Below are 25,437 nucleotides of genomic sequence, written 5' to 3'. Positions count from 1 at the left end.
GGGGCACGGCAGGAATCAGCGAAGACGAAGGAAACCCGAGTGGCGCAACGGACCGATGTGGAGGTATCACGTCCCAGTGCCCGTCAGGCCTACCCGGAAGACCGCTTCGATCGGCTGAAGCGCTCAGGCCGAGTGGGAGCGCATCGCGTCACTGCTCGCCCTCGCTATATCTGGCAGTACCTCATCGCCGGGCTCCTCGGGTTCGCCGTGCTCACAACGCTCGGCATCCTCGCCGTGCAGGGCATCGGCGGTACCGGCAAGCTCTCCCTGGCGCCATCCGGCGGATCATCGGGATCCGCCAATACACAGGTCACCGCAGAGCTCGACCCGACGGCGACGGTAGCGATCCTCAACGGCACGTCCACCCAGTATCTGGCGGCCGCGCTCGACACGATCGTGACGGAGCAGCAGTGGGGATCGATCGAATTCTCGGGGAGCGCCGCCACCGCAGACGTCGCAATCTCCGCAGTGTTCTACTCGGACCCGGCAGATGCCGCCGCAGCCGCGGGGCTGGCAGAGAAGCTCGGGGGAGTCTCCACGTACACCTCGACCGATTACGAGAAGTACGGCGTGCGGCTCGTGGTGTTGCTCGGTGCCGACTACAAGGGACCGGGCATCGATGAGGCCGCGCAGCTCGCTGCGAATGGTGGTGACGCGACCGCCGACACCACTGCCGAAGCCGAGGGCGATGCGACGGGTGCGGCACAGCGAGAAGTGAACCCCGCGACGGGCAACGAGATCAACCCGGATACGGGGCTCGATATCGACCCGACGACCGGGTGGGATATCGATGTCGCCACGGGATGGCCGATCGACCCGGCGACGGGTCTGGCGACGGATCCGTCGACGATCGCCGCCGCGAGCGATGCCACGGCGAACGCGATGGCCGACGCCGCAGCTGCGCAGTAAGCGGGCACGGGCGCGTCCGCGATCTGTTCTCGGAGTGTTCGCTCAGCGCGAGCGCGAGCGCTTGCACTCCCTGGGTGAGAGTGCCAAGATTGGTGTTAGCAGTCAATCTGGCTGAGTGCTAAACATCTGTGCGCAGGCGCATTGCGTGGGCACGGTGATGACCACATCTCGAACGTCCGGGAGGGGCGAAATACATGGCAAAGATCATTGCGTTTGATGAGGAAGCGCGTCGTGGACTCGAGCGGGGCCTGAACATCCTCGCCGACGCCGTGAAGGTGACGCTCGGCCCGCGCGGTCGCAACGTCGTACTGGAGAAGAAGTGGGGCGCACCCACGATCACCAACGACGGCGTCTCCATCGCCAAGGAGATCGAGCTCGACGATCCCTACGAAAAGATCGGTGCCGAGCTCGTCAAGGAGGTCGCGAAGAAGACCGATGACGTCGCAGGCGACGGCACCACCACCGCGACCGTGCTCGCTCAGGCGCTCGTGCGCGAGGGCCTCCGCAACGTCTCGGCCGGTAGCGACCCCATCGCGATCAAGAAGGGCATCGAGAAAGCTGTTGCAGCTGTCTCGGCGAAGCTCCTCGAGAACGCTCAGGAGATCGAGACCACCGACCAGATCGCGGCAACCGCATCGATTTCGGCCGCTGACGAGCAGATCGGCAAGCTGATCGCCGAGGCGATCGACAAGGTCGGTAAGGAAGGCGTCGTCACCGTCGAGGAGTCGAACACCTTCGGCACCGAGCTCGAGCTGACCGAGGGCATGCGCTTCGACAAGGGCTACCTGTCGGCGTACTTCGTCACGGACACCGATCGCCAGGAAGCGGTGTTCGAGGATCCCTACATCCTCATCGTCAACAGCAAGGTCTCGAACATCAAGGACCTGCTCCCCGTCGTCGATCCCGTGATCCAGTCGGGCAAGCAGCTCCTCATCCTCGCTGAGGACGTCGAGGGCGAAGCGCTCGCGACGCTGGTGCTCAACAAGATCCGCGGCATCTTCAAGTCGGCGGCAGTCAAGGCTCCCGGCTTCGGCGACCGTCGCAAGGCAATGCTGCAGGACATCGCGATCCTCACCGGCGGCCAGGTCATCTCGGAAGAGGTCGGCCTCAAGCTCGAGAACGCGACGCTCGACATGCTCGGCACCGCACGCAAGGTCATCATCACCAAGGATGAGACCACCATCGTCCAGGGTGGCGGCGACGAAGAGGCGATCCAGGGCCGCGTGACCCAGATCCGCCGCGAGATCGACAACACCGACAGCGACTACGATCGCGAGAAGCTCCAGGAGCGCCTCGCGAAGCTCGCCGGTGGCGTCGCCGTCATCAAGGCTGGCGCTGCAACCGAGGTCGAGCTCAAGGAGCGTAAGCACCGTATCGAAGACGCCGTTCGCAACGCGAAGGCAGCTGTCGAAGAGGGCGTGCTCGCCGGTGGCGGCGTCGCGCTGATCCAGGCCGGCAAGGACGTCTTCAGCGCACTCGAGCTCTCGGGCGACGAGGCAGTGGGCGCGAAGATCGTGCAGACCGCCATCGAGGCTCCGCTGCGCCAGATCGCGCTCAACGCAGGCCTTGAGCCGGGTGTGGTCGCCGATCGCGTCGCGAACCTGCCCGTGGGTCACGGCCTGAACGCTGCGACCGGCGAGTACGGCGACCTCGTCGCCCAGGGCATCCTGGACCCGGCCAAGGTCACCCGCTCGGCGCTGCAGAACGCCGCATCGATCGCCGGCCTGTTCCTCACCACCGAGGCCGTCGTCGCCGACAAGCCGGAGCCCGCCTCGGCTGCTCCCGCCGGTGACCCGACCGGTGGCATGGACTTCTAAGTCCAATCCTCCTCACTGAGGGGTCGCGCCTGCGGGCGCGGCCCCTCAATGCGTTTGGGGGGAGTAATGAGCCGGGCTGCTGCTCCGCGCCGGGCTAGCTTTAGCCCCTTGCTCTTCAACCCTCAGAGGGTTATCTGCAGTCATCACACTCCTCGGCTACTGATACTTCCTCTGAATGCAGATCTTCCGCTGGCTGCGACGCTCGCGCCATGCGTCCACAATCCGCGAAATGAATGGAGTCTCTAGACCGTTCACATATCGGCGAAACGTCGCCGATCGAGGCGCACGCCGTCGGCATACTCGGAACCATGAACCTCACAGCGCACCTGGCGCGTACCCGTGGCATCGCTCGGTCACGAGACCTCACGCTGGCTGGCGTATCTCGCCACCGGATTGCGCGTGCGCTTGCAGCGGGGACAGTCGTACGCCCGGTGCGCGGTTGGGTGGCACTGCCCGACGCGGATCCTCAGCTGATCTCCGCTGCGAGAACCGGCACGGTGCTCACCTGCGTTACCCAGGCAAGCAGGTTGGGTCTTTGGGTGCTCGACGCGTCCGAAACCCATGTCGCTGCAACGTACCGAGGAAATCGCTATCGGCCGAGCATCGGGCGAGTGCACTGGGCGGCGCCTATGATGGCAAGGCAGCCGGGCACGCTCGAAGATCCCTTGGTGAATGTCTTGCAGCTGGTTTCTCAGTGCCAACTCCACGAGATTGCGGTCAGCATCTGGGATTCCGCACTGAATGCGCGCCTCATCGATCAGCCGAGCCTGCGGGCACTGCCGCTCTCCAAGCGTCAGCGCGACATTCTTGAGGCCTGCTCGCCATACGCAGACTCTGGCCTGGAATCGTTCGTTCGGACACGGACCTCGTGGATGCAGTGCAGCATTGTGACGCAGGCGTGGGTGGAGGGACACCGAGTCGATTTTTTCTTCGACGGGTGGCTCGTTCTGCAGATTGACGGAGGCCACCACGTCGGCCCCCAACGCGATCGCGACAATGCGCACGATGCGGCACTCCGTGCACGTGGATACGATGTGATTCGCGTGGGGTATGACGAGGTGATCAATCACTGGCCTGACGTGCAGCACCGCATTATGCTTGCGCTGGCACTGGGGCGACCGCGGGTGCGTCGTTGAACGCAAGATCTGCAATCATCACCTCTGATTGGTGGCCATTCGTTCCTCTGGCTGCAGATTTTCCTCTGAGCAAGCGCCGAGCCCCGCATCGCCCCTACTCGAGGCGAGGCACCGGCACCGTGTCGTCGGAGGCCGGGGCGCCCGGCAAGTCGACGCGGAAGGTCGCTCCACCACCAGGGGTCTCATGCACGCTGACGGTGCCGCCATGAGCGTCGACGATCGACCGCACGATGGCCAGGCCGAGGCCCGAGCCGCCGGTTTCGCGGTTACGTGAAGTATCGGCGCGCCAGAAGCGACCGAAGATCTTGTCTCTGATCTGCTCGGGTACGCCCTCACCGTGGTCCACGATCTCGAAGCGGGCGACGGGCTTGCCGTCGGGCTCAGGCGCGGGCGTCGACACGACGAGCTCGATGGGGCCGCCGTCTGGGGTGTGCCGCATCGCGTTGCCGAGCAGGTTCGTCATCAGCTGCCGCACCTTGTGCTCGTCGCCGATCACGGACGGCTCGGCGGGGTCTGCGACGACCGTCACCTCGCGGTCGGGTGCCTGCGCGCGTGCGTCGAGCGCGGCATCCGTTGCCAGCTGGTTCAGTGGCAGGTGCGCGAGCTCGAGCGGGCGACGCTCGTCGAGGCGAGCGAGTGCGAGCAGGTCCTCGACGAGCGAGGTCATGCGGATCGCCTCTTTCTCGATGCGCTCCATCGCCTGCGAGATATTTTCGTCTTCTTGCAGCGCGCCCATGCGATACAGCTCGGCGTACCCGCGCACCGAGACCAGCGGCGTGCGCAGCTCGTGGCTGGCGTCTCCGATGAAGCGACGCATGCGTTCGATGGTGCGCGCGCGGTCTTCGAGCGAGCCGTCGAGCCGGTCGAGCATGATGTTCAGCGACTGGCCGAGATGGCCGACCTCGGTGTGCGGGCTCGAGATCATGATGCGCTTCGAGTAGTCGCCGCGAGCGATTTCGAGCGCGGTGCGTTCGACCTCGGCGAGCGGCAGGAATGTGGCGGTGACGAGCAGGCGCGTGAGCGCGGCTCCGAGCAGGATCACTGCGATGCCGAACCCGGTGAAGATGATGATGTACTGCGCGACAGTCTGCGTGACGGGGGCGGTCGAAATGGCGACCAGGAGCGCGCCACCCACCTGGCCTTTCTCGGTGATCGGTTTCACGACACCGTTCCATTTGGTGCCATCAGCGGCGTAGAGCGGCACGATGCCGTTCGCCCACTCGTGCAGCACTGCGTCGGTCGAGAGCACACCCTCGGGCACCACCGGCACGCTCTTGTCGTCGGCGCTCAGCGTGTTGTCACGAACGATGTTGCCGTACGAATCGAGCTGGGCGACGTAGTAGCCCTGCGGTGCCTGCGTGATGTCTTGCGCGCGCAAACCGTTGACATTTGCAAGCGGGCCGAGCGCATTGGTCGGGTCAGCGCGCAGACGCTCAAGCGCTTGCGTCTGATTCGAGCTCAGCATGGGCTGCAGCACGGCGAGCGTACCGACCCCCGCGACGATCAACCCGAGAAAGAGGATGAAGACCGTAACGCCGGTGATCTTCGCGCGGAGCGAGATGTCGGCCCAACGCTCGGTCCAGTTGGGCCGAGCCACGCTACTTCGCTTCGGTCTTCAGCATGTACCCGAAGCCGCGTTTGGTCTGGATCAGCGAGTCTTCGGTGAGCGGATCGAGCTTGCGGCGCAGGTACGAGATGTACGACTCCACGATCCCAGCGTCGCCGTTGAAGTCGTACTCCCACACGTGATCGAGAATCTGCGCCTTCGAGAGCACGCGGTTCGCGTTCTGCATCAGGTAGCGCAGCAGCTTGAACTCGGTGGGGGAGAGTTCTACGGAGGCGCCCTGCACGGTGACCTCGTGCGTATCCTGATCCATCGTGATGGGCCCGACGCTGAGCACCGAATCCTCATCCTCCTGGATCGTGCGACGCAGTACGGCCTTGATGCGGGCGATAATCTCGTCCAGGCTGAACGGCTTTGTGACATAGTCGTCGCCACCGACAGTGAGCCCCTCGACCTTGTCTTCCGTGTCGTCTTTTGCCGTCAAGAAGATGATGGGGGCGGTGTAGCCGGCGGATCGCAGTCGCTTTGTGACGCTGAACCCGTTCATATCGGGCAGCATGACATCGAGCACGATGAGGTCGGGTTCCTCTTCGAGTACTGCCGAGATGGTCTGCGCGCCGTTGCCGACCGCGCGCACTCCGAACCCGGCGAAGCGCAAGCTCGTGCTGAGCAGCTCGCGGATGCTGGGTTCGTCGTCGACGATGAGAATCCGGGGTCCCTTTGGCTGAGTGTTCATGCGTCTCAGTCTCTGATTGTTTGCTATGAAGTGGCTGGAAATGATTGCGGATCGGAGCCCGAGCGTGTTCACGCTCAGCGCACGCTTCGACCTCCCGTTATCCGTCGACCTCTCGCTCCGTGACGACTTCGTGCGCCCGAGGCGGGTTCGCCCCGACGCGCGATGAGGTGATGCCGGCGGCGCGGACCGCGAATTCGAGTGCGTTGGTGACGCCGAAGCGATCCGGCACCGCCGTCGAGCGCAAGGATGCCGCAAGCGGGCCGTCGAGCACCGCGGTGAGGAGGGCCGCCATGAACGAGTCACCCGCGCCCACGGTGTCTGCGACGACAATGCGCGGCGCGGGCACGGAGTAAGCGTCGGCGGAGGTGCGCGCGAGACACCCCGCTGCGCCGCGCGTCAGCACCGCAAGCTGAGCTCCGAGCGACAAGAAATGCTCGAGCACGCCGTCTGCTGACCGCCCGGGGTACAGCCACTCGGCGTCTTCATCGCTCAGCTTGACGATGTGACTCATTGCGACCAGCGATTCGACCTGTCGGAGCGTATCAGCGTGGTCGACCATGAGCGCGGGGCGGATGTTCGGATCGTAGCTGCCCAGGGCGTGTTCCGCGGACGCAAAGGCGCGCGCGACTGTGTGCGACCCCGGTGCGAGGACGGCGCCCAGCGACCCGGTGTGCACCAGTTCGACACCGTCAAGCGAGGTCTCGGGGAGGGTCGAGTCGAGTGTGAACTCGTACTGCGCCTGACCGGCGTCATTCAGTACGACCTCGGCCCGCGACGTGGTCGCGCCGACAATCGGATCGGGGAAGGCGACGTCAGAAGCGCGCAGGTGCTCCGCGATCAGAGCTCCGTGCGCATCGTCGCCGAAGCGACCTGCCAGTCGCGTGGTGACCCCGAGACGACTCAGCCCGACGGCGACATTGAGTGGTGATCCGCCGGGAAAAGCGGTGCCGTCGATCACGTCGACGAGGGCTTCGCCGAACACGACGGCGCGGGGGCTGTGGGGAGGTCGGGGGGTGCCCGAAGCTGCGTTGCTCATCAGAGCGCAGTGTACCCGCCATCGATGACGATGGACTGCGCAGTCAGGTACGAGGACGCATCCGAAGCGAGGAATCCGACGAGCCCATGCAGATCGCTCGGGTCACCCATGCGCCCGAGCGGGATTCGCGAGGTCCAATCGGCGGCGAGCACGGGGTTGCTTTCAGTGAACTGCTTCGTCATATCCGAGAGAAAATACCCGGGAGCAATCGCATTGACGCGGATGCGGTGACCGGCCCACTCGACGGCGAGCGAGCGTGTGAGGTGATCTACTGCGGCTTTCGAGGCGTTGTAGGCGGTCTGCTGCTGGGGCACATTGACGATCTTGGCCGACATTGACGAGACGAGGATCGCCGAGCCCGCCAGTTCTGCAGCGATCAGGCGACGAGCGAACACCTGCGCAACGAAGAACGTGCCGTCGACGTTGATGGACTGCAGGCGACGCCACTGGGCCGGGTCGATGTCGACTGCTGCTTCGAGCAGGGTGATTCCCGCAGCGGTGAGCAGGATCTGCGGTGTCGCGATCTCCGCGGTGATGCGATCGAATGCGGCGTTGATCTGTTCGGGATCGGTGACGTCGGTGCGGATGCCGATGGCCTGCACCCCGTACTCGGCAGCGAGCGACGTGGCGGCCTCGCCGACCTCTGGGAGGACGTCGAGCAACGCGACGTTGACACCCTGACCGGCGAGTGCCTCGGCGAGGGAGAAGCCGAGGCCGCGCCCTCCGCCGGTGATGACGGCGGTGCGCCCGTGCAGATCTTCGAACTTCATGAATCGCTCCTGTGTGCTGAATCGGCGAGTGTGGCGTCGGCGAGGAGTGCCTGGGCCGTGATGGCGTCGCAAGCGAGAGAATGGATGAGGCCGCTCCGCAATGCTGCCCGTATCGCAACAAATTTGAGCGGACCGCCGGCTACGGCGAGAACGTGGGGCACATGTCGGAGCCCCTCAGCATCGATGCCGATGCTCTGCGCGGTGGCTTGCTCGATGACCTGGCCATCGGTATCGAGGAGCACTGCGCCGAGATCTGCGCGAACGCCGCTCTCCAGCAGTGAGTCCCTGATGCCGAGCTGGCCGGCGAGCATCGATACTTGCGAATCCTCGGGATTCCAACTGCCGATGCCCACAACGGCGGTGGTGACGTCTGCGAAGCGCGAGAACGTGTCGCGTGCCGCTGGCTCATCGCGCAGCAGCGCCGCCGACTCTGCGGTACGGGTGAGCAGCGGCGCGAGGAGCGCGTGGGGCGTGCCGCCGGAGACGCGTGCGGCGCGACGCACGAGTTCGACGCCGCTTTCGTGCAACCCCGCAGCGACGCCCTCGAGCTGCACGACGTCGACGGGTGGAAGCTGCTCGCAGGCCAGCACCATCTGACGAAGGGTGCGGCCGGCGGCGAGGCCCAATACCTCGCCAGGGAGGAGCACTTCTTCGAGCAGTCGCGCAGCGGCAGCGCCCAACCGCTCCTTCATCGTGATGTCGGCGCCGCTCGGCGCGTGTACAACAATTGCGTGACGAAGTGAGAACGCGGTGCGCAACTGAGCGGACAAGTTGAGATCGAGATCCTCGGGCGACGCGATCTCGAATCGGACCACTCCGCGCTCGCGCGCCTGCTCGAGGAGGCGCGCGACGACGAACCTGGAAATACCCATCTCATCTGCGATTTCAATGCGCGAGAGCCCGTCGATGTAGTGGCGGGTTGCCACGAGCGCCATTCGGCGTTCCGATTCGCTCATGCGGCTCCTTCGTCGGGCGTATTCGGCGGGTCAGGATGACTGTAGCACCGCTCAAATGTGCGCAAGTGTTTCTCAGATGTTACAACTCATGATAGAAACCTATACGGGCCGCGAACGCTGCGACCCAGAGCCGGAACGACGAGAAACCTCCGCTCGCCGTGGAGAGAGGTGCATGCATCATGAGTGACTTGCAAGCCAACGAGCCTGCGACCGCACCAGCGGGCGCGCTGCTCGAGTGCGCGGGCATCATCAAGGGCTTCGGCGGAGTTCCGGTGCTCCGCGGGATCTCCTTGACGCTAGAGGCGGGCACGATCACCGCGCTCGCGGGCGAGAACGGCGCCGGCAAATCCACGCTGATGAAGATCGCTTCGGGCCAGTACCGCCCAGATGCCGGCACCGTGCATGTGCAGGGCACGCCGCTCCCCGCGGGCAACGCGCAGGCCGCGCACCGACTGGGCGTCGCCATCGTGCCGCAGGAGCTTGCCTCGATTCTCGAGCTCTCCGTTTACGAAAATCTGTTCATCGGGCGTGAACTGCGCGGCCCGCTCGGGCTCCGTCGCGGCGCCATGATCGATGCGGCGCGGGATCAGCTGGCCGTCTTCGGCCTCACCATCGACCCGCGCAAGCGCATGGGCGATCTGCCCGTCGGCATCCGTCAGATCATCGAGATCGTCAAGGCGACGAACACGGGGGCCAGCGTGATCCTGCTCGACGAGCCGTCGAGCGCGATCTCCGAGCGCGAGGTCGGCCGACTGCTCGAGGTCATGGACATGCTGCGCCGACGCGGGGTCGCACTGCTCTTCACGACGCACAAGATGGAGGAGATCCGCGCGATCGCCGACCGAGTGATCGTGCTGCGCGACGGCGAGCTGGTCGAGGATCAGCCGCTCGGGAACCTCACCGACGACGACATCGTCACCGCGATGATCGGCCGAGAGCTCGAAGACCTCTTCCCGGATCGCGGCACGCACACCGACGAGGTGCTGCTCGAGCTCGACGCCGTGCAGGTCGCGGGCGCCGCAGAGCCCATCACGCTGAACGTGCGCCGCGGCGAGATCGTCGGGCTCGCAGGCCTCGTCGGCGCCGGTCGCACCGAGTTGATGGAAACCGTGTTCGGCGTGCGCCGCTCGGAGGGCGGCGAGGTGCGCGTGCGCGGCAAGCGCGTGAAGGCGGGCGAGCCCGCTGCTGCGATCACAGCCAAGATGGCCCTCGTGCCCGAGGATCGCAAGGGGGCCGGCGCAGTGCTGCCGATGTCGGTACTCGACAACGGCACGCTGCCGGGCCTCGGCCAGTTCTCGATCGCCGGCTTCCTGCGCCAGCGCGCCCGACGCGCGAAGATCTCGGAGGTCATGGACTCGGTGCGCCTGCGCAGCCGCGGTCTCGACCAGTCGCTCGAGACACTCTCGGGCGGCAACCAGCAGAAGGTGGTGCTCGCGCGGTGGCTGACCGACGACGTCGACGTGCTGCTGCTCGACGAGCCGACACGCGGCGTCGACGTGGGGGCTCGCAGCGAGATCTACCGCATCATCGTCGACCTGGCGGCCAGCGGTATGGCCGTGCTGATGGCATCGAGCGATATGCCCGAGATCCTCAGCCTCTCGCACCGCGCGCTCGTGCTGCGCGACGGCGCCGTCGCCGGGGAGCTCTCCGCCGATGACCTCTCCCGCGCCGAGGTGCAGGACCGAATCTTCCGCCTCGCCAGCGGACTCGAAGCCACGGATGCGAGCTCGGCTGCTGCCGACACGGCGGCCGCTCCGCGAAAGGACGCATGATCATGTCGAACCCGACGAAGACCGAAGTGATGCGGACGGTGTCCGAGAGCGGCGACCTCCGCCGATTCTCTGGCCCCTGGTTCCGAGAACTCGCCATCCGCTACGCGATGGTGATCGTGATGCTCCTGATCATCGCGTTCTTCCTGTACCGCAGCGCGCGCTTCGGCACCGTGGACAACGTGACCACGATTCTCATCGCGGCTGCACCGTTCGCGCTGATCGCTCTCGGGCAAACACTGGTGATCCTCACCGGCGGCATCGATCTGTCGGTGGGCAGTGTGATCGCGCTCAGTGCCATGGCCGCCGCAGTCACGGCGAAGTCCGCGCCCGACCAGCTCTGGCTCGCGCCGGTGGTCGCGGTGGCGGTCGGCTTCGCCGCGGGCTCGGTGAACGGCTTCGTGGTCTCGGTCATGAAGGTGCCGCCGTTCATCGCGACTCTCGGCATGCTCACCCTTGCCAGCGGCCTCGCATTCGTGCTCGGCGACGGCGCGCCGATCAACGGCCTGCCCACGGACTACGGCCAGTTCGCCAACACGCGCGTCTTCGGACTCACGATCCCGGTCATCCTGATGATCATCGCGATCGTCTGCCTCGGCCTCATCATGCGCCGCACCAGCTACGGCCTGCGCGTCTACGCCGTCGGCGGCAACCCCCTCGCTGCGCAGATCGCCGGTGTCAAGACCGGGCGCGTGCTCTTCAGCGTCTACGCGATCAGCGGTGCACTCGCCGGGCTCTCGGGCATCATGCTCTCTTCGCGCGTCATCAGCGGATCGCCGAACCTCGGACAGGGCTACGAACTCGATGCCATCGCGGCCGTTGTGATCGGCGGCGCCAGCCTCATGGGTGGTCGTGGCACCGTCTGGGGCACCGCCCTCGGTCTCCTCCTCATCCAGACCCTGAACAACGGTCTCGACATCCTGACCGTCCCGGCCTACTGGCAGGACGTGATCAAGGGCGTGCTGATCGTCGCCGCGGTCGCCGTCGACGTCTGGGCCAGCAAACGACGACGATCTTGAACGTCGCCGCGTCTCGCAGTTGAGACGCGGCGCTCCCTCTCACCGCACCACCCACACCGAAATGGAGTACCCCATGAAGTTCACCTCTCGAATGACCCGCAGCTTCGCGGTCGTCGTGGCGGGCGCCGCAGCGCTCTCGCTCGCGGCCTGCGGTGCCGGCGATCCTGCAGCGCAGCAGGGCTCGGACGACAGCGGCAAGGAACGCGTCACCATCGGTGTCAGCGTCTACGACATGTCTTCCTTCATCACTGAGGGCAAGGAAGGCATCGACCGCTACGCCGAAGACAACAACATCGAGATCCTGTGGAATGTCGCGAAGATGGACGTGTCCACGCAGGCGACCCAGGTCGACCAGTTCATCCAGGCCGGCGTCGACGCCATCATGGTCGTCCCGGTGCAGGCCGACACGCTGCAGCCCCAGGTGGCTGCGGCCAAGGAAGCCGGCATCCCCTTCCTCGACGTCAACGCGACCCTCAACAACGAGGACGTTGCCGGCAGCGTGCAGCCCGACGACGTGGCTGCGGGCGCTCAGGAAGCCGAGATGATGATGGACGAGCTCGGCGGCAAGGGCAACGTCGTCATTCTGCAGGGCCCCCTCGGCGGCTCGGGCGAGATCAACCGTGGCGCGGGCATCGACCAGGTGCTCGAGGAGAATCCCGACGTCAAGGTGCTCGCGAAGGACACCGCGAACTGGAGCCGCGACGAAGCGGTCAACAAGGTCAAGAACTGGATCTCGGCCTTCGGTGACGACATCGACGGAGTCATCTCGCAGAACGATGACATGGGCCTCGGCGCGAAGCAGGCGCTGCGCGAAGCCGGCATGGACGATGTTCCCGTCGTCGGCATCGACGGCATCGAGGACGGCCTGAACGCCGTCAAGAGCGGTGACTTCATCGGAACCTCGCTGCAGAACGGCACCGTGCAGCTCGCAACCGGTGTGGCGGTAGCCGCGGCGATCGCCCGCGACGAAGCCGTCGACAACAACCTCATCTACACGATGCCCCCCATCACGAAGGACAACGTCGAGGACGCTCTCGATCACGTCGTGAATGATCGCCCGGCCTTCCTCGACGGCCTGAGCGACCTGATCGCCGAAAACCTCAAGACCGGCGACATCGCCTACGAGGGTCTTCCCGGCCAGGAGAAGTGATTCGATGCACAGCGGCGGTCCGCTCCCGGGCAGGGGAGTGGGCCGCCGCTGTCGTTCTCAGTGGGAACTGGAGAGCAGTGCGAGTGCGGAGGCACGGTCGGTGATCAGCGTCGTCACGAACCCCGCCCGCAGGACCGCGCGCAGCGCTGCGTGCTTCTCGGCTCCGCCGGCGACGACCACGATCTCCGGGATGCGCTGCAGCTGATCGAAGGGAATCGCGATGGTGCGATCGTCGAGTGCCGAGACGCGCTCACCATGCTCATCGAAGAGCGATGCGCCGACGTCGGCGCGAACGCCGCGCGCGATGAGTGCGTCGGCCTCTGTCGCGGTGATCGAGTCGGCGAGTTGCGACACGACCGGCACCCAGCTGCCGAGCGCCAGCATCGCCCGGGTCACCTCTGGCATGCGCGCGAGAGTCTCGGCGACGCCTGGCTGGCGTTCGAAGACTGCCGCCGCCTCGGTGTCAGAAGCGACGAGCGGGATGTACATCGACGCAGGCGCGCCGGTTGAGATCGCGCTGACGGCGCGGACGAGGTCGCCGGCGGTTTCACCGGGCGGGCCGGAGAGACCGGTGAGTTGCACGACGTCGCAGACGGGCAACGAGCGCAGGTGCTGCGGGATCGCCCCGAGTGTGCGTCCACTGGCGAATCCGAGCACTTCGCCGGAGCGCACCGACGTCTCAAGGTACTCGGCTGCTGAACGTCCGAGAGCATCGCGAAGCGCTTCGGGGGAGGCTTCGCCGTCAGGGAGCGTGACGCAACGGATCTCTCGGAGCCCGTATCGACGCCGCAACTCTGCGGCCTCGTCGCGTGCGAGGGCCTGCGGATCGCCGATGGTGATGCGCAGTACACCGAGTTCCCGGGCCTCAGAGATGAGGCGGGCTACGCGGAACCGAGACATGCCGGTGCGAGCGGCGAGCTCCACCATCGGCACATCATTGATGAAGTGTTCGCGGGCGACGTGGGCCATTTCGACGAGTCGGTTGGGGCCGGGTTCCATGGGCGTCTCCTCTCGAGGGGTCATCCTCCCACACCGTTCGGCTCAATCGGTGCGGATTGCACCGATCGAAGTCGCGTCCTCTCGCACGAGGCGATAGAATCAATGCAACAAATGAGAGATCAGGTCAATCATATGAGCGCAACCGCCGCAGACCTTGTGCAGCACGCCCGAGAGTCGATCCTTCGCGAGTCGCAGGCACTCGCGAACCTCGCCGAGCAGATCGACGTCGACTTCGCCGAGGTCGTCGACGCCGTGCAGCGCTGCGCAGGCAAGATCGTCACCACGGGTGCGGGCACCTCCGGCATCATGGCCGAGCGCCTGGCGCACCTGCTGTCGGTCTCGGGCACACCCTCCTTTTATCTTCCGTCGCAGGATGCGCTGCACGGCGGAATGGGTGCCGTCACGCCTGACGACCTGGTCATCGCCTTCTCGAAGGGCGGCCAGTCGGCCGAACTCACGCAGCTCGCCGAGCGGCTGGCGGAGCGCGGCACCCATGTCATCGCGGTGACCGAGCGGCCCGACTCACCCTTTGCGGCTGCCTCCTCCCGGGTCGTGCACATCACCACCGACCCCGTCGAGGCGGATGCGGGCGGCCTCATCGCGCTCGGGAGCACGCTCGTCGCCGGCGCCTGGGGCGACGCACTCACCGTGACGCTGATGGGCTTGCGCGGCTTCAGCTGGGAAGAGGTCGTGCAGATTCATCCCGCGGGGATCGTGGGCCAACAGGAGGACCTGCCCGACGCGGTCTCGGTGCCGACGCAGGGGAAGAACGCATGATCTCGGTGGTCTGCGGCGTCGACACGTCGACGCAGTCGTGCAAAGTCGAGTTCTTCGCCATTGATGATGGGCGTCGCATCGCCGGGGCATCCGCCGCCCACCCGCCGGTTGCGCCGCCGCGCAGCGAGCAAGATCCGCGGGCCTGGTGGTCCGCCTTCGTGAGCGCGTTCCGGGCTGCGCTGGCCGATGCGGGCGCCGTGCGGGTGCAGGCGATTTCGGTCGCGGGCCAGTGCCACGGCATGGTGCCGCTCGACGCGCGCGGCGAGGTCATTCGCGACGCGAAACTGTGGAACGACACGACGACTGACGCCGAGCTGCGCAGCCTGACTGCGCGCATCGGCGCGGAAGAGCTCATCACCTCGACGGGGTCGCTGCCCACGGCGGCCTTCACGCTGAGCAAGGTTGCGTGGTTCGCCGACCACGAACCCGACAACTTCGCGCGCCTCGCGACCATCCTGCTGCCGCATGACTACCTCACCTACCGTCTCACCGGTGCGTTCGCGACCGATCGCTCGGAGGCGTCGGGCACGGGCTACTTCGACCCGGCCGCGAACGCCTACCTCTTCGACCACCTCAATCTGATTGACGACCGCCGCGACTGGGCGAGTATGTTGCCGGAGGTGCTCGCACCCGAGGGCGTGGCCGGTTCGACCACGGCTGAGGCGATGGCCGAGCTCGGGATCACCGAGCCCGCGCTCGTCTCAGCGGGCGGCGGTGACCAGCATGCCTCGGCGCTCGGCCTCGGCATCGCGCAGGGCGACGCGGTCTTCGCATTCGGCACATCGGGCGTGGTGTTCTCGACGACGCCCGATCCGGTGCGCGATCCGAGCGGCCTGGTCAACGGCGTGGCCAACCTCACCGGCGGGTTCTTGCCGCTCGTCTGCACACTGAACGGCGCCAAGGTCGTCGATACCTTCGCCCGACTCATGGGCGCGAACCACGACGAGCTCTCGGAGCTGGCGCTCGCAGCGGGCAGCGAGGGGCCGGTGCTGGCCGCGTTCCTCGACGGGGAGCGCACCCCCAACCGTCCGCTCGCCACGGGGCTGCTGGCCGACCTCACGACCGAGACCAGTCGTGAAGAGCTCGCGCGCGCCGCCTACGAGGGCGTCGTGTTCGGCCTCGTGACGGGGCTGTCACACTTCGAGCGCTGCGGCGTGCGCACTGACGGAGAGGTGATCGCCATCGGCGGCGCCGCCCGCTCCGCGGCGACCCGCCAGATTCTCGCCGATGCGCTCGGCAAGCCGGTGCACCTCGTCGATGCCCCCGAAGCGGTCGCGCGCGGTGCCGCGGTGCAGGCCGCTGCTGTCGCTACTGGCGCCCCGATCGCCGAACTCGCGGAGAGCTGGAAGCCGGAACGTCGCGTATCTGCGGTGCCGCGCCACGACTCGGCCGACCGCTTCGCGCGCTACACCGAGCTTGCTGCGATCGACACGCTCGACCGGAGCCGCGCATGACGCGCCTCCGAGAGCGCAGCGACGCCGTCGAGGCGCTCCTGCCGCATGCGGGATGGGTGGCCGAGCTTGCCGACGGCGCCGTGTACGCGAGCCTCTACTCGGCGCCGGAGGCGACGCGCGACGGCGTCGCGACGCGCTTCGTGAACGCGGGCCTGCCGATTCATCTCGACGTCATCATCTCTCGAAACGAGCGCGGCGCGCTCGTGCACCTCGGCATCGCACCCGAAGCGATCGAATCACTGGGTCGGCAGCACCCCGATGCGCTGCTCGAAGTGCACGTCATCGTGCTTGCCGACTCCGTGAAGCAGCCTGACGTACGCGCGGAGATTGCTCGGGTCATCGCGAGCGCGGCGCGCGTCGGCGCTCAACGCGTCGCGCTGCCGACCCCGTTCGCATCGGACCGCTCATTGAGTGACGCCTTCCGCGCTGCCGGCGGCGAGATCTGGTCCGTCGTGAATCCTGAAGACGAGCCCGCGGCGCACCGTCACCTCGACGGTGAGGAGGCCGCGAGCGGCACCCTCGTGATGCTCATTGAGCCCGGCACTCGGCAAGCGGCACGCCCCGAACTGCTCGAACGGGTCGCCGAGCTCGCGCCGTCCACGCGCGTGAGCGTCGACGGCGGCGTCGACGCCGCCCTCGCGGCACGCGCCCTCGGTCTGGGCGCGCACCACGTGGTCGTCGGCCGTGCGCTGCTCGGCCCGACTCCTCAGTCAGAACTTCCCGCATCCGCACCCCAAGGAGAACCGTCATGACCACCCCCGAGATTCCGCAGCAGATGCGCGCGAGCGTGCTGCTCGGCACGCGCGAGCTCACCATCGAGGAGCGCCCTGTCCCCACGCCCGCGGCCGATGAGGTGCTGGTGCGCGTGGGTGCTGTGGGCGTGTGCGGCTCTGACGTGCACTACTTCCGCGAGGGACGCATCGGCGACTTCGTCGTCGATGGCCCGCTGGTGCTCGGCCACGAGGTCGGCGGCGTGATCGTCGCCGTGGGCTCGGGCGTCGACGCATCGCGCGTGGGCCAACGCGTCGCCATCGAGCCGCAGCGCCCCTGCGGCCACTGCCGCGAATGCCGCATTGGCAAGTACAACCTGTGCCCGGACATGGAGTTCTACGCGACCCCGCCGATCGACGGTGCCTTCACCGAGTACGTGACCATCCAATCGATGTTCGCGCATGACGTGCCCGACACCGTGACCGATGAGGCCGCAGCGCTGCTCGAGCCGCTCTCGGTCGCGATCACGTCGGTTCGCAAGGCCGGCATCGTTCCCGGCTCGACGGTGCTGATCGCCGGTGCCGGCCCGATCGGCATCATCACGGCCCAGACCGCGCGCGCGTTCGGCGCCGGAGAAGTCATTGTCTCCGATCTCGTCGAGGAGCGCCGCGAACGGGCCCTGAAGTACGGTGCGACGCGCACCATCGACCCGCGCACCCAGAGCCCCGCCGACTTCGGCCTGCCGATCGACGCCTTCATCGACGCGAGCGGCGCCGCCCCCGCGGTGCAGTCGGGTATTCGCGCGGTGCGCCCGGCGGGTACCGCGGTGCTTGTCGGGCTCGGCAACCCGGAGATGACGCTGCCCGTCGAAGACATCCAGAACCGCGAGATCACCGTGACCGGCATCTTCCGCTACACCGAAACCTGGCCGGTGGCGATCCAGTTCGTCGCGAACGGACAGGTCGACCTCGATTCGCTCGTCACCGGACGCTTCGGCCTCGACGAGGTCGAGCAGGCGCTCGAGAGCGACACGAACCCCGACAGCCTGAAGTCGGTCGTATACCCCGGTCGCTGAGCCGCCGACGCCTCCATCCAACTTTCAGAACCCCGCACCACACGAAAAGGACATGCACATGACTACGTTCAGCCTCGAGGGCAAGACCGCTCTCGTCACCGGTGGCAACCAGGGCCTCGGCAAGGCGTTCGCCTACGGGCTCGCCGAAGCCGGCGCGCGCGTCGCGATTGCAGGCCGCAGCGCCGAGCGCAACGCACAGGTCGTCGCCGAGGCCGCGGCTGCCGGCCACGACTTCGTCGCGATCACCGCCGACATCACCGACGATGCGCAGATCACCCGCATGGTTGAGGAGGCCAAGGCCGGTCTCGGGCAGATCGACATCCTCGTCAACAACGCTGGCACCTGCTTCCACGGCGAGTCGTGGGGCGTGACCGATGAGCAGTGGGATGCCGTCTGGGACCTCAACGTGCGCGCGCTCTGGAAGGCGAGCATCGCGGTCGGCGAGCACATGCGCGAGATCGGCGGCGGTTCGCAGGTGAACATCGGTTCGATGTCGGGCCTCATCGTCAACCGCCCGCAGATGCAGCCCGCCTACAACGCTTCGAAGGCCGCGGTGCACCACCTCACCAAGTCGCTCGCGGTCGAGTGGGCGCCCCTGGGCATTCGTGTCAACGCGGTCGCGCCGGGCTACGTCAAGACCGAGATGGCCCCGGTCGACAACCCGGAGTTCCAGCGCTACTGGATCGAAGACGCGCCGCAGCAGCGCTTCGCTCTGCCCGAGGAGATCGCCCCGAGCGTCGTCTTCCTCGCGAGCGACGCCGCCTCGTTCATCACCGGGTCGGTGCTCGTCGCCGACGGCGGCTATACGGCCGTCTGATGGGCGACGTGTTGAACGCCGTGCGACGCATCGTCGTCAATGCGGCCGATGACATCCGGGTCGAAGAGGTCGCGGCTCCCGTCGCCGGTGCGGGCGACGTGCTCGTGCGCTCGACGATCGTGGGTATCTGCGGCTCCGACGTGCACGCCGCGCACGGTCGCCACCCGTTCATGTCACTGCCGTTCTGGCCGGGCCATGAGGTCATCGGCGTCGTTGAAGCCGCTGGGGCCGACGCGCCGGCCGAACTCGTCGGCAAGCGCGTGGTCGTCGAGCCGAATCTCGCCTGCGGCGAGTGCACGCCCTGCCAGCGCGGTCGCTACAACATCTGCGCGACGCTCGATGTGTTCGGCTGCCAGACCCCGGGCGGCATGACGGATCGCTTCACGATCGCTGCCGACCGCGTGATCGAGCTGCCCGACGATCTGAGCGACCGCGAGGCCGCTCTGATCGAGCCTTTCGCGACGCCCGTGCACGCGGTGCGCCGCGCGGGGGACCTCGCGGGAGCGCGCGTCGTCGTGCTCGGTGCGGGCCCCATCGGGCTGTTCGTCTCGATCGCCGCGCTTCACGCCGGCGCGTCGCAGGTGGTCGTCGCCGATCTGCTCGAATCGAAGCGCGCCCGCGCGGAGCGCCTCGGCGCCACCGGCAGCTTCGACTCCAGCGCGCCCGATGCGGTGGAGGCCGCCTTGCGCGAGCTCGGCGGCAAGGCCGATGTGGTCTTCGACTGCGTCTCGCGCGAGTCCACGGTGCGCCTCGCGATCGATCTGCTCGAGAAGGGCGGCACGGTCATGACCGTGGGCGTGCCCGCGGGCCCGACGACGATCGATCTGGAGCTGATCCAAGATCGCGAGATCGCGCTGCTCGGCAACCTGATGTACGTGCGCGAGGATGTCGAGGCGGCGATCGAGCTGCTGCGTGAGCGGCGCTTGCCGCTCGACGAGCTCGTGACCGCCGTGTTCCCGCTCGAGCAGGCGCAGCAGGCGTTCGACGCGTCGAACGATCTCGAGCAGGTCAAGGTGCTCGTAGAGGTCGGCGCGTAGTCGCGCTCCGCTGCACACGACAGGGCCGGTGCCCGAGGAATTCCTCGGACACCGGCCCTGTGCGTTGCGTGGTCGGGTTGCGCCCTCGCGCCGTCCGGTCGCGCCCCCGGTCGGAGCAGCGCATTCAGCCCCGGTCGCGCGCGCCAGTCTGCAGCCCGTGCGTGAGTGTGTGCATCGCGGGGAGCTGCGCGAACAGCGTTGCCTGCAACGCGTGATACAGATCGGGCTTTCCGCTCCAGGTGCCGCTCGCCGGCGCCCCATCTGCGTCGAGCTCGTGGATCCAGCTCCCATCGGTTTGGATGTGGTGCTCGGCGGCGTACGCCCAGAAGCGCGCGTACCAGTCGGCGTACTCCGAGTTGCCGGTCACCCGGTAGAGCACCGCCGAGGTGCCGACGGCCTCGGCGATCACCCAGTGGAAGCGGTGGTCATTGAGAATGCGCCCGCTCCAGTCGGTGCTGAAGGCGAAGCCGCCGCGATCCTCGTCCCAGGCATCGGCGACCGCACGGCGGAATAGATTCTGCGCGGCGTCGATCAACCACGAATCCGACTCGCCGAGTGCTGCGCGCTGCGCGGTCTCGAGCGCCACGATGAGTCGTGCCCACTCGAGCCAGTGGCCCACCGTCGCACCGTAGGGGCGGAAGTGGCTGTCGGGGGAATCGGCGCCGTATTCAGGATCAGGCGTCCAGTCCTCGAGATAGTGCTCGGGTAGTCGCCACTCGTTCTGCGCCGTGACCTCGCCGATCAGCCGGCGCACGATTGCGGTCGATCGCTCGATGTGTCGGGGGTCGCCGTCGGCCTCATACGCGAGTAGGCCCGCCTCCACGAGGTGCATATTGGGATTCGCGCCGCGATACGGGTCGAGAGCGGTGAACTCACGGTCCCACGTGTCGGCGTACATCTGCGGTCCGGGCTCCCACCAACGCTCCAGCTCGGTGAGCACGTCGGCATAGAGATCGTCAGCGTCGAAGCCGGCGAGCTTCGCCGAGGCAGCAGCGAGCAGCACGAACGCGTGCCCGTAACTCTCTTTCACCGTCGAATTCGCTGCAGGATCAGCCGCGCCGACCGTGACGAACCATCCGCCATGGGCCGTGTCGCGCAGCGCTCCGGATCGCAGGAATGCGAGACCGTGCTCGACGCGTTCAGCCTGGCCCGGGAATCCGAGCAGGTGCCCGAGCACGGCGCAGTAGGTGTACCGGCCCGCGAGCCAGAGCTGCGAACCCTCAGCAGGCACGGGGCGGCCCGCATCGTCGAGCCAGGCGAACCCTGCATCGGGGTCGAGTGCTGGCTCGGAGAAGGCGAGCAGCAAGCGCGTCTGCTCGTCGAGCCAGGCTCGGTGCTCGGCGGTGTCGATGGAGAAGTGCGGGTCGGTCATGCGCTGCCTTTCGAAACGGCGCTGCGCCGGGGAGCGGTGGAGTGATCCTGCCGTGCCCCGGCGCAGCTCAGTGCGTGAGCTTCTCGAGAAGCGACGCGGTGGTTACTCGTATTCCTTCACGATGTCGAGCAGGCTCGGCACGTTCTTGTATGCCTCAGCGGCATTCTCCTTCGTGACGATCACCGGATCGAGGAGGTACGAGGGGACGATCTTCGAGCCGTTGTCGTACTGCTCGGTGTCGTTGACATCGACCTCTTCGCCCTTCTGGAGCTGGCCGACCATCTTGACGGCCTGCTCGACGAGTAGCGTGGTGTCCTTGTTGATCGTCGAGTACTGCTTGCCCTCCATGATCGAGCGCACGGATTCGACCTCGGAATCCTGGCCGGTGACGACGGGCAGCGGCTTGCCGGCCTGCTCGACAGAGGTGAGGATGGCGCGAGCGAGGGTGTCGTTCGGCGAGAGCACGCCGTCGAGTGTCTTGTCGCTGTACGTCGCGGTCAGCAGCGTATCGGTGCGGCTCTGCGCGTTCTCGGCCTTCCAGCCAGCGGTCGCGGTCTGCTGGATGTCGGTCTGGCCCGAGCCGACCACGAGGGTGCCGTCGTCGATCTTCGGCTGCAGCACGTCCATCGCGCCATTGAAGAAGACTGCCGAGTTCGCGTCGTCGGTCGAACCCGAGAACAGCTCAATGTTGTAGGGTGCGTCGTGATCCGAGCGCTCCTTGAGCCCGTCGAGCAGCGCCTGGCCCTGCAGCTGGCCCACCTTGAAGTTGTCGAACGCGACGTAGTAGTCGAGCGCATCGGTGTTCTCGATCAGGCGGTCGTACGCGATCACGGTTGCGCCCGCGTCTTTCGCGGCCTGCACCTGCGTGCCGAGCTGCTTGCCGTCTTTCGCGCCGATGATGATGACCTTGGCGCCGCCGGTCACCATCGCCTGGATCTGGTTCTGCTGCTCGGCGACCGTGTTCGAAGCCGGGGCGTACTGCACGTCGGCCTTGAAGCCGGCCTTCTCGAGGTCATCGGTGAAGAGCTTGCCGGCGAGCACCCAGTTCTCACTGGTCTTGTCGGGCAGCGCGACGCCGATGGTCGAGCCGGCCTCGAAGCCGGTCGCGGTCTCGGAGGAATCGGACGAGCCGCCGGCATCGCTGCCACCGCGCTCAGAAGAGCAGCCGGTGAGCGCCAGTGCCGCCGCGGCGAGCAGCGCGCCCGTCGAGAGGAGGATTCTCTTATTCATGGATTCGATTCGCTTTCTGTAATCGTTGGTGGCACTCGTCATCGAGAGCCGGGTTCCCTCGTCGCGCTGTCGTCGGCGGGAGAAGTTTGGGGAGACGCGTCGCTGGGAGCTGGGGCCGCGGGCGGCGCCGGCTCCATGGCGCGGGCGCCGATAGGGGTGGTTTCGACGGAGCCGAATTCGCCTGCGGGAGTGCGCTTCTTCGTGAGGAAGCCGATCACCGAGGGGCGGCCCTGCTGCTTGTTGTACGCATCGATGCCCACGGCCACGAGCAGCACCGCGCCCTTGACCATCTGCACGGTGTCGGCGCCGAAGCTGAGCAACTGCATGCCGTTGTTCAGGAAAGCCATCACGAGACCACCGATGATCGAGCCGATCACGGTACCGATGCCGCCCGAGACCGCGGCACCGCCGATGAACACGGCTGCGATGGCGTCGAGCTCCCAGCCGTTTCCATCCTGCGGGCCGGATGCCTGTGAGCGGGCGACGAAGATCATGCCGGCCACGGCGGCGAGCACCGACATGTTCATCATCACGAAGAAGTCGACGCGACGATCCTTGACGCCCGAGAGCTTCGCCGCCTGGCGGTTGCCACCGACCGCATAAATGTGGCGGCCGAACACCGTGTGGTTCGTGACGAAGGAGTAGAGGATCACGAGCGCCAGCAGAATGAGACCCGAGACCGGGAAGCTCGTGCCGGGGCGACCGCTGCCGAAGAGCAGTGCGGCGCCGATGATGACGGCGCAGAGCAGCACCACCTTGGTGACGCTCACCCAGAGGGGTGCGCGATCCGACCCCATCTTCTTCTGCTGACGACGGATGCGCCATTCGAAGAAGACCAGCCAGGCCGCGGCGAGCACGCCGAGAATCAGCGTGGGCACGTTGTACGGGATCGGGATGCCGCCGATCTCAGGGAGGTAGCCGGCACCGATCACCACGAACTCCTTCGGCACCGGAACCGAGATCGAGTCACCGATCCACTGGTTCGCGCCGCGGAAGAACAGCATGCCCGCGAGCGTGACGATGAACGCCGGGACGCCGACATAGGCCACCCAGAGCCCCTGCCACGCGCCGACGAGGGCGCCGAGCACGAGGCCGAGAATGATCGCGGCCCACCACGGGAAGTTCCACTCCGCCATCGACTTCGCGACCACGATGCCGACGAACGCCGCGACCGAGCCGACCGACAGATCGATGTGGCCCATGATGATGACCATCACCATGCCGATCGCGAGAATCAGGATGTAGGAGTACTGCTGCATCACGTTGATGACGTTGCCCGGTGAGAGGGTGAGCCCGTGCGAAGCGATCTGGAAGATCAGGATGATCGCGATGAGGCTGCCCAGGATGCCGAACTGCCTCAGGGTGGAGGTGCCCCCGCCGAACATCTTGCGGATGTCGGTGAAACGGAAGCCGCGCTGCTCCGTGGTGTCGGTGGTGGTCATGCGTGTGCCTTTACATTCAGCGACGTCATGCTGCGCATGAGCGTCTCGGGAGTGGCCTGATCGGCGGGGATGCAATCGGTGATGCGCCCCTCGAACACCGTGTAGATGCGGTCGCAGATGCCGAGCAGCTCGGGGAGCTCGCTCGAGATCACGACGACGCCCTTGCCGGCGTTCGCGAGCTCGTTGATGATCGAGTAGATCTCGTATTTCGCTCCGACGTCGATGCCGCGGGTGGGCTCGTCAAGGATGAGCAGGTCCGGGTCCGTGAACATCCACTTCGCGAGCACAACCTTCTGCTGGTTGCCGCCCGAGAGGCTCGCGACCCCGTTGTTGACGTCGGGAGTCTTGATGCGCAGCGACTTGCGGTAGCGCTCGGCGACGATGCGCTCCTCCTGCGCATCGACCATGCCGCGATGGGTGATCTTCGAAAGCTTGGCGGCGACCACGGAGCGTTTGATCGAGTCGAGCAGGTTGAGGCCGAGCGACTTGCGGTCCTCGCTCACGTAGGCGATGCCGTGTTTGATCGCTGCCGGCACGTCGGGCACGTGGATCTCGACGCCGTCTTTCACGATTGTGCCCGAGATGAATCGGCCGTAGGAGCGGCCGAACACGCTCATCGCGAGCTCCGTGCGCCCGGCGCCCATGAGGCCGGCGATCCCGACGACTTCGCCTCGGCGCACATCGAAGCTCGACCCCTTCGAGACGAACCGCTCGGGCACCGTGGGATGCTGCACCACCCAGTCGCGCACCTTGAAGAACACGTCGCCCGGGTTCGGGGTGCGGTCGGGGTAGCGGTGCTCGAGCGACCGACCGACCATGCCGTGGATGATGCGATCCTCGTTGATGCCGCCGTGCTGCACGTCGAGGGTCTCGACCACGCGGCCGTCGCGGATGATCGTGATGTCGTCGGCGATCTGCTCGATCTCGTTGAGCTTGTGGCTGATGATGATCGAGGCGATGCCTCGCTCACGCAGATCGCGGATCAGGCCGAGCAGATGCGCGGAGTCGCTGTCGTTGAGGGCCGCGGTCGGTTCGTCGAGGATCAGGAGCCGCACGTTCTTGTTGAGTGCTTTCGCGATCTCGATGAGCTGCTGCTTGCCGACGCCGAGCGTCTTGATCGGGGTGTCGGGATCTTCGCGGAGCCCGACGCGTTGCAGCAACTCGGCGGTGCGCGTGCGCGCCTCCTGCCAGTCGATGCCGAGACCGCGGCGCAGTTCGTTGCCGAGGAAGATGTTCTCCGTGATTGAAAGCTCAGGGATCAGTGCGAGCTCCTGATGGATGATGACGATCCCCGCTTCTTCGCTGGCGCGAATGTCGCGGAATCGCATCTCTCGGCCTTCCACGATGATGTCGCCCTCGTATGTGCCGAACGGGTAGACGCCCGAGAGCACCTTCATGAGTGTGGACTTGCCGGCTCCGTTCTCGCCGCAGATGGCGTGAATGGTCGCCGGTCGCACGGTGAGAGAGACATTCGAGAGCGCTTTGACACCCGGGAAGATTTTCGTGATGTCGCGCATCTGCAGCACCGGCGCCTCGCCTGGCGTGCTCGTCTGGGGTTCCACTCGATCGACCTCACTGTCATCGTTTGCTGCCACTCATGTGACCGTTCACATCGTGGATGATGTTACGCCGAGTGTCAAGACGTTGTGGGGTGATTACAG

General features: G+C 66.6%; 22 protein-coding genes. 12 read left to right on the top strand and 10 right to left on the bottom strand.

Annotated elements, in window-relative coordinates; genetic code table 11:
- The first annotated feature begins 39 nt into the window (after positions 1-39).
- The 3 genes from ACZF5Y_RS12805 to ACZF5Y_RS12795 all read left to right on the top strand — a co-directional run bounded on the left by ACZF5Y_RS12805 (position 40) and on the right by ACZF5Y_RS12795 (position 3,862).
- Positions 40-909 carry a LytR C-terminal domain-containing protein gene (locus ACZF5Y_RS12805; protein WP_497533013.1) on the top strand — a complete coding sequence of 290 codons (870 nt, stop codon included), beginning with the start codon at positions 40-42 and terminating at the stop codon, positions 907-909.
- Between the two features lie 194 nt (positions 910-1,103).
- The gene (gene groL, locus ACZF5Y_RS12800) at positions 1,104-2,726 is read left to right on the top strand and encodes a chaperonin GroEL (RefSeq protein ID WP_497533012.1); all 1,623 of its coding nucleotides are present in this window, start codon (positions 1,104-1,106) and stop codon (positions 2,724-2,726) included.
- Positions 2,727-3,034: 308 nt separating this feature from the next.
- Positions 3,035-3,862 (top strand): DUF559 domain-containing protein, encoded by an 828-nt coding sequence (locus tag ACZF5Y_RS12795; protein ID WP_497533011.1) that lies wholly within the window; start codon positions 3,035-3,037, stop codon positions 3,860-3,862.
- A 94-nt stretch (positions 3,863-3,956) separates the two neighbouring features.
- Here ACZF5Y_RS12795 and ACZF5Y_RS12790 read toward each other — a convergent pair whose 3' ends face one another.
- The 5 genes from ACZF5Y_RS12790 to ACZF5Y_RS12770 all read right to left on the bottom strand — a co-directional run bounded on the left by ACZF5Y_RS12790 (position 3,957) and on the right by ACZF5Y_RS12770 (position 8,924).
- Entirely contained in the window at positions 3,957-5,459 is a 1,503-nt protein-coding gene (locus ACZF5Y_RS12790) for a sensor histidine kinase (RefSeq protein WP_497533010.1), read from the bottom strand.
- A gap of 1 nt (position 5,460) precedes the next feature.
- Complete coding sequence (locus ACZF5Y_RS12785) at positions 5,461-6,162, bottom strand: response regulator transcription factor (protein WP_053352324.1); 702 nt, start codon at positions 6,160-6,162, stop codon at positions 5,461-5,463.
- Positions 6,163-6,259: 97 nt separating this feature from the next.
- Positions 6,260-7,198, bottom strand: coding sequence for a carbohydrate kinase family protein (locus ACZF5Y_RS12780; RefSeq protein ID WP_497533009.1), 939 nt, complete (start codon positions 7,196-7,198; stop codon positions 6,260-6,262).
- Positions 7,198-7,968: an SDR family oxidoreductase gene (locus tag ACZF5Y_RS12775; protein WP_497533008.1), complete on the bottom strand. Its 771-nt coding sequence runs from the start codon at positions 7,966-7,968 to the stop codon at positions 7,198-7,200. Before ACZF5Y_RS12775 ends, ACZF5Y_RS12780 begins: the two co-directional genes overlap by 1 nt.
- Positions 7,965-8,924 carry a sugar-binding transcriptional regulator gene (locus tag ACZF5Y_RS12770; RefSeq protein WP_497533007.1) on the bottom strand — a complete coding sequence of 320 codons (960 nt, stop codon included), beginning with the start codon at positions 8,922-8,924 and terminating at the stop codon, positions 7,965-7,967. The genes ACZF5Y_RS12775 and ACZF5Y_RS12770 overlap by 4 nt, the downstream gene beginning before the upstream one ends.
- 179 nt (positions 8,925-9,103) lie before the next feature.
- Between ACZF5Y_RS12770 and ACZF5Y_RS12765 the strand changes: the two genes are divergently transcribed.
- From ACZF5Y_RS12765 to ACZF5Y_RS12755, 3 genes are all read left to right on the top strand, one after another.
- Positions 9,104-10,696 (top strand): sugar ABC transporter ATP-binding protein, encoded by a 1,593-nt coding sequence (locus ACZF5Y_RS12765; protein WP_497533006.1) that lies wholly within the window; start codon positions 9,104-9,106, stop codon positions 10,694-10,696.
- A gap of 2 nt (positions 10,697-10,698) precedes the next feature.
- The gene (locus tag ACZF5Y_RS12760; RefSeq protein ID WP_497533005.1) at positions 10,699-11,712 is read left to right on the top strand and encodes an ABC transporter permease; all 1,014 of its coding nucleotides are present in this window, start codon (positions 10,699-10,701) and stop codon (positions 11,710-11,712) included.
- Positions 11,713-11,785: 73 nt separating this feature from the next.
- Complete coding sequence (locus ACZF5Y_RS12755; RefSeq protein WP_497533004.1) at positions 11,786-12,862, top strand: substrate-binding domain-containing protein; 1,077 nt, start codon at positions 11,786-11,788, stop codon at positions 12,860-12,862.
- Between the two features lie 57 nt (positions 12,863-12,919).
- On the opposite strand, the gene ACZF5Y_RS12750 is transcribed toward ACZF5Y_RS12755, so the two are convergent.
- Entirely contained in the window at positions 12,920-13,861 is a 942-nt protein-coding gene (locus tag ACZF5Y_RS12750; protein ID WP_497533003.1) for a sugar-binding transcriptional regulator, read from the bottom strand.
- Positions 13,862-13,993: 132 nt separating this feature from the next.
- Here ACZF5Y_RS12750 and ACZF5Y_RS12745 point away from each other — a divergent pair, with 132 nt between their 5' ends.
- Genes ACZF5Y_RS12745 through ACZF5Y_RS12720 form a run of 6 tightly spaced genes read left to right on the top strand, consistent with a single transcriptional unit; the run spans position 13,994 to position 19,732 of the window.
- Entirely contained in the window at positions 13,994-14,638 is a 645-nt protein-coding gene (locus ACZF5Y_RS12745; protein WP_497533002.1) for an SIS domain-containing protein, read from the top strand.
- Positions 14,635-16,092, top strand: a complete 1,458-nt coding sequence (gene xylB, locus ACZF5Y_RS12740) for a xylulokinase (protein WP_497533001.1) — start codon at positions 14,635-14,637, stop codon at positions 16,090-16,092. Before ACZF5Y_RS12745 ends, xylB begins: the two co-directional genes overlap by 4 nt.
- A complete protein-coding gene (locus tag ACZF5Y_RS12735) occupies positions 16,089-16,844 on the top strand; it encodes a beta/alpha barrel domain-containing protein (protein ID WP_497533000.1) in 756 nt (251 codons plus the stop codon). The genes xylB and ACZF5Y_RS12735 overlap by 4 nt, the downstream gene beginning before the upstream one ends.
- A complete protein-coding gene (locus ACZF5Y_RS12730; protein WP_497532999.1) occupies positions 16,841-17,878 on the top strand; it encodes an NAD(P)-dependent alcohol dehydrogenase in 1,038 nt (345 codons plus the stop codon). The genes ACZF5Y_RS12735 and ACZF5Y_RS12730 overlap by 4 nt, the downstream gene beginning before the upstream one ends.
- A 58-nt stretch (positions 17,879-17,936) precedes the next feature.
- Entirely contained in the window at positions 17,937-18,695 is a 759-nt protein-coding gene (locus tag ACZF5Y_RS12725) for an SDR family NAD(P)-dependent oxidoreductase (protein WP_497532998.1), read from the top strand.
- Positions 18,695-19,732 (top strand): zinc-dependent alcohol dehydrogenase, encoded by a 1,038-nt coding sequence (locus ACZF5Y_RS12720; protein WP_497532997.1) that lies wholly within the window; start codon positions 18,695-18,697, stop codon positions 19,730-19,732. The genes ACZF5Y_RS12725 and ACZF5Y_RS12720 overlap by 1 nt, the downstream gene beginning before the upstream one ends.
- Positions 19,733-19,856: 124 nt before the next feature.
- On the opposite strand, the gene ACZF5Y_RS12715 is transcribed toward ACZF5Y_RS12720, so the two are convergent.
- The 4 genes from ACZF5Y_RS12715 to mmsA form a co-directional block, all read right to left on the bottom strand.
- The gene (locus tag ACZF5Y_RS12715; protein ID WP_497532996.1) at positions 19,857-21,104 is read right to left on the bottom strand and encodes an AGE family epimerase/isomerase; all 1,248 of its coding nucleotides are present in this window, start codon (positions 21,102-21,104) and stop codon (positions 19,857-19,859) included.
- 102 nt (positions 21,105-21,206) lie between these two features.
- On the bottom strand, positions 21,207-22,334 hold the full coding sequence (locus ACZF5Y_RS12710; RefSeq protein WP_497532995.1) for a substrate-binding domain-containing protein: 1,128 nt from the start codon (positions 22,332-22,334) through the stop codon (positions 21,207-21,209).
- 38 nt (positions 22,335-22,372) lie between these two features.
- A complete protein-coding gene (gene mmsB, locus ACZF5Y_RS12705; protein WP_497532994.1) occupies positions 22,373-23,776 on the bottom strand; it encodes a multiple monosaccharide ABC transporter permease in 1,404 nt (467 codons plus the stop codon).
- Entirely contained in the window at positions 23,773-25,293 is a 1,521-nt protein-coding gene (gene mmsA / locus ACZF5Y_RS12700; protein ID WP_497535338.1) for a multiple monosaccharide ABC transporter ATP-binding protein, read from the bottom strand. The genes mmsB and mmsA overlap by 4 nt, the downstream gene beginning before the upstream one ends.
- Positions 25,294-25,437: the final 144 nt, after the last annotated feature.

This window comes from Leucobacter sp. WKLB1 (assembly GCF_059696215.1).
Note: the sequence above shows the minus strand (reverse complement) of the source record. Positions and strands in the feature narration are given on the sequence as shown.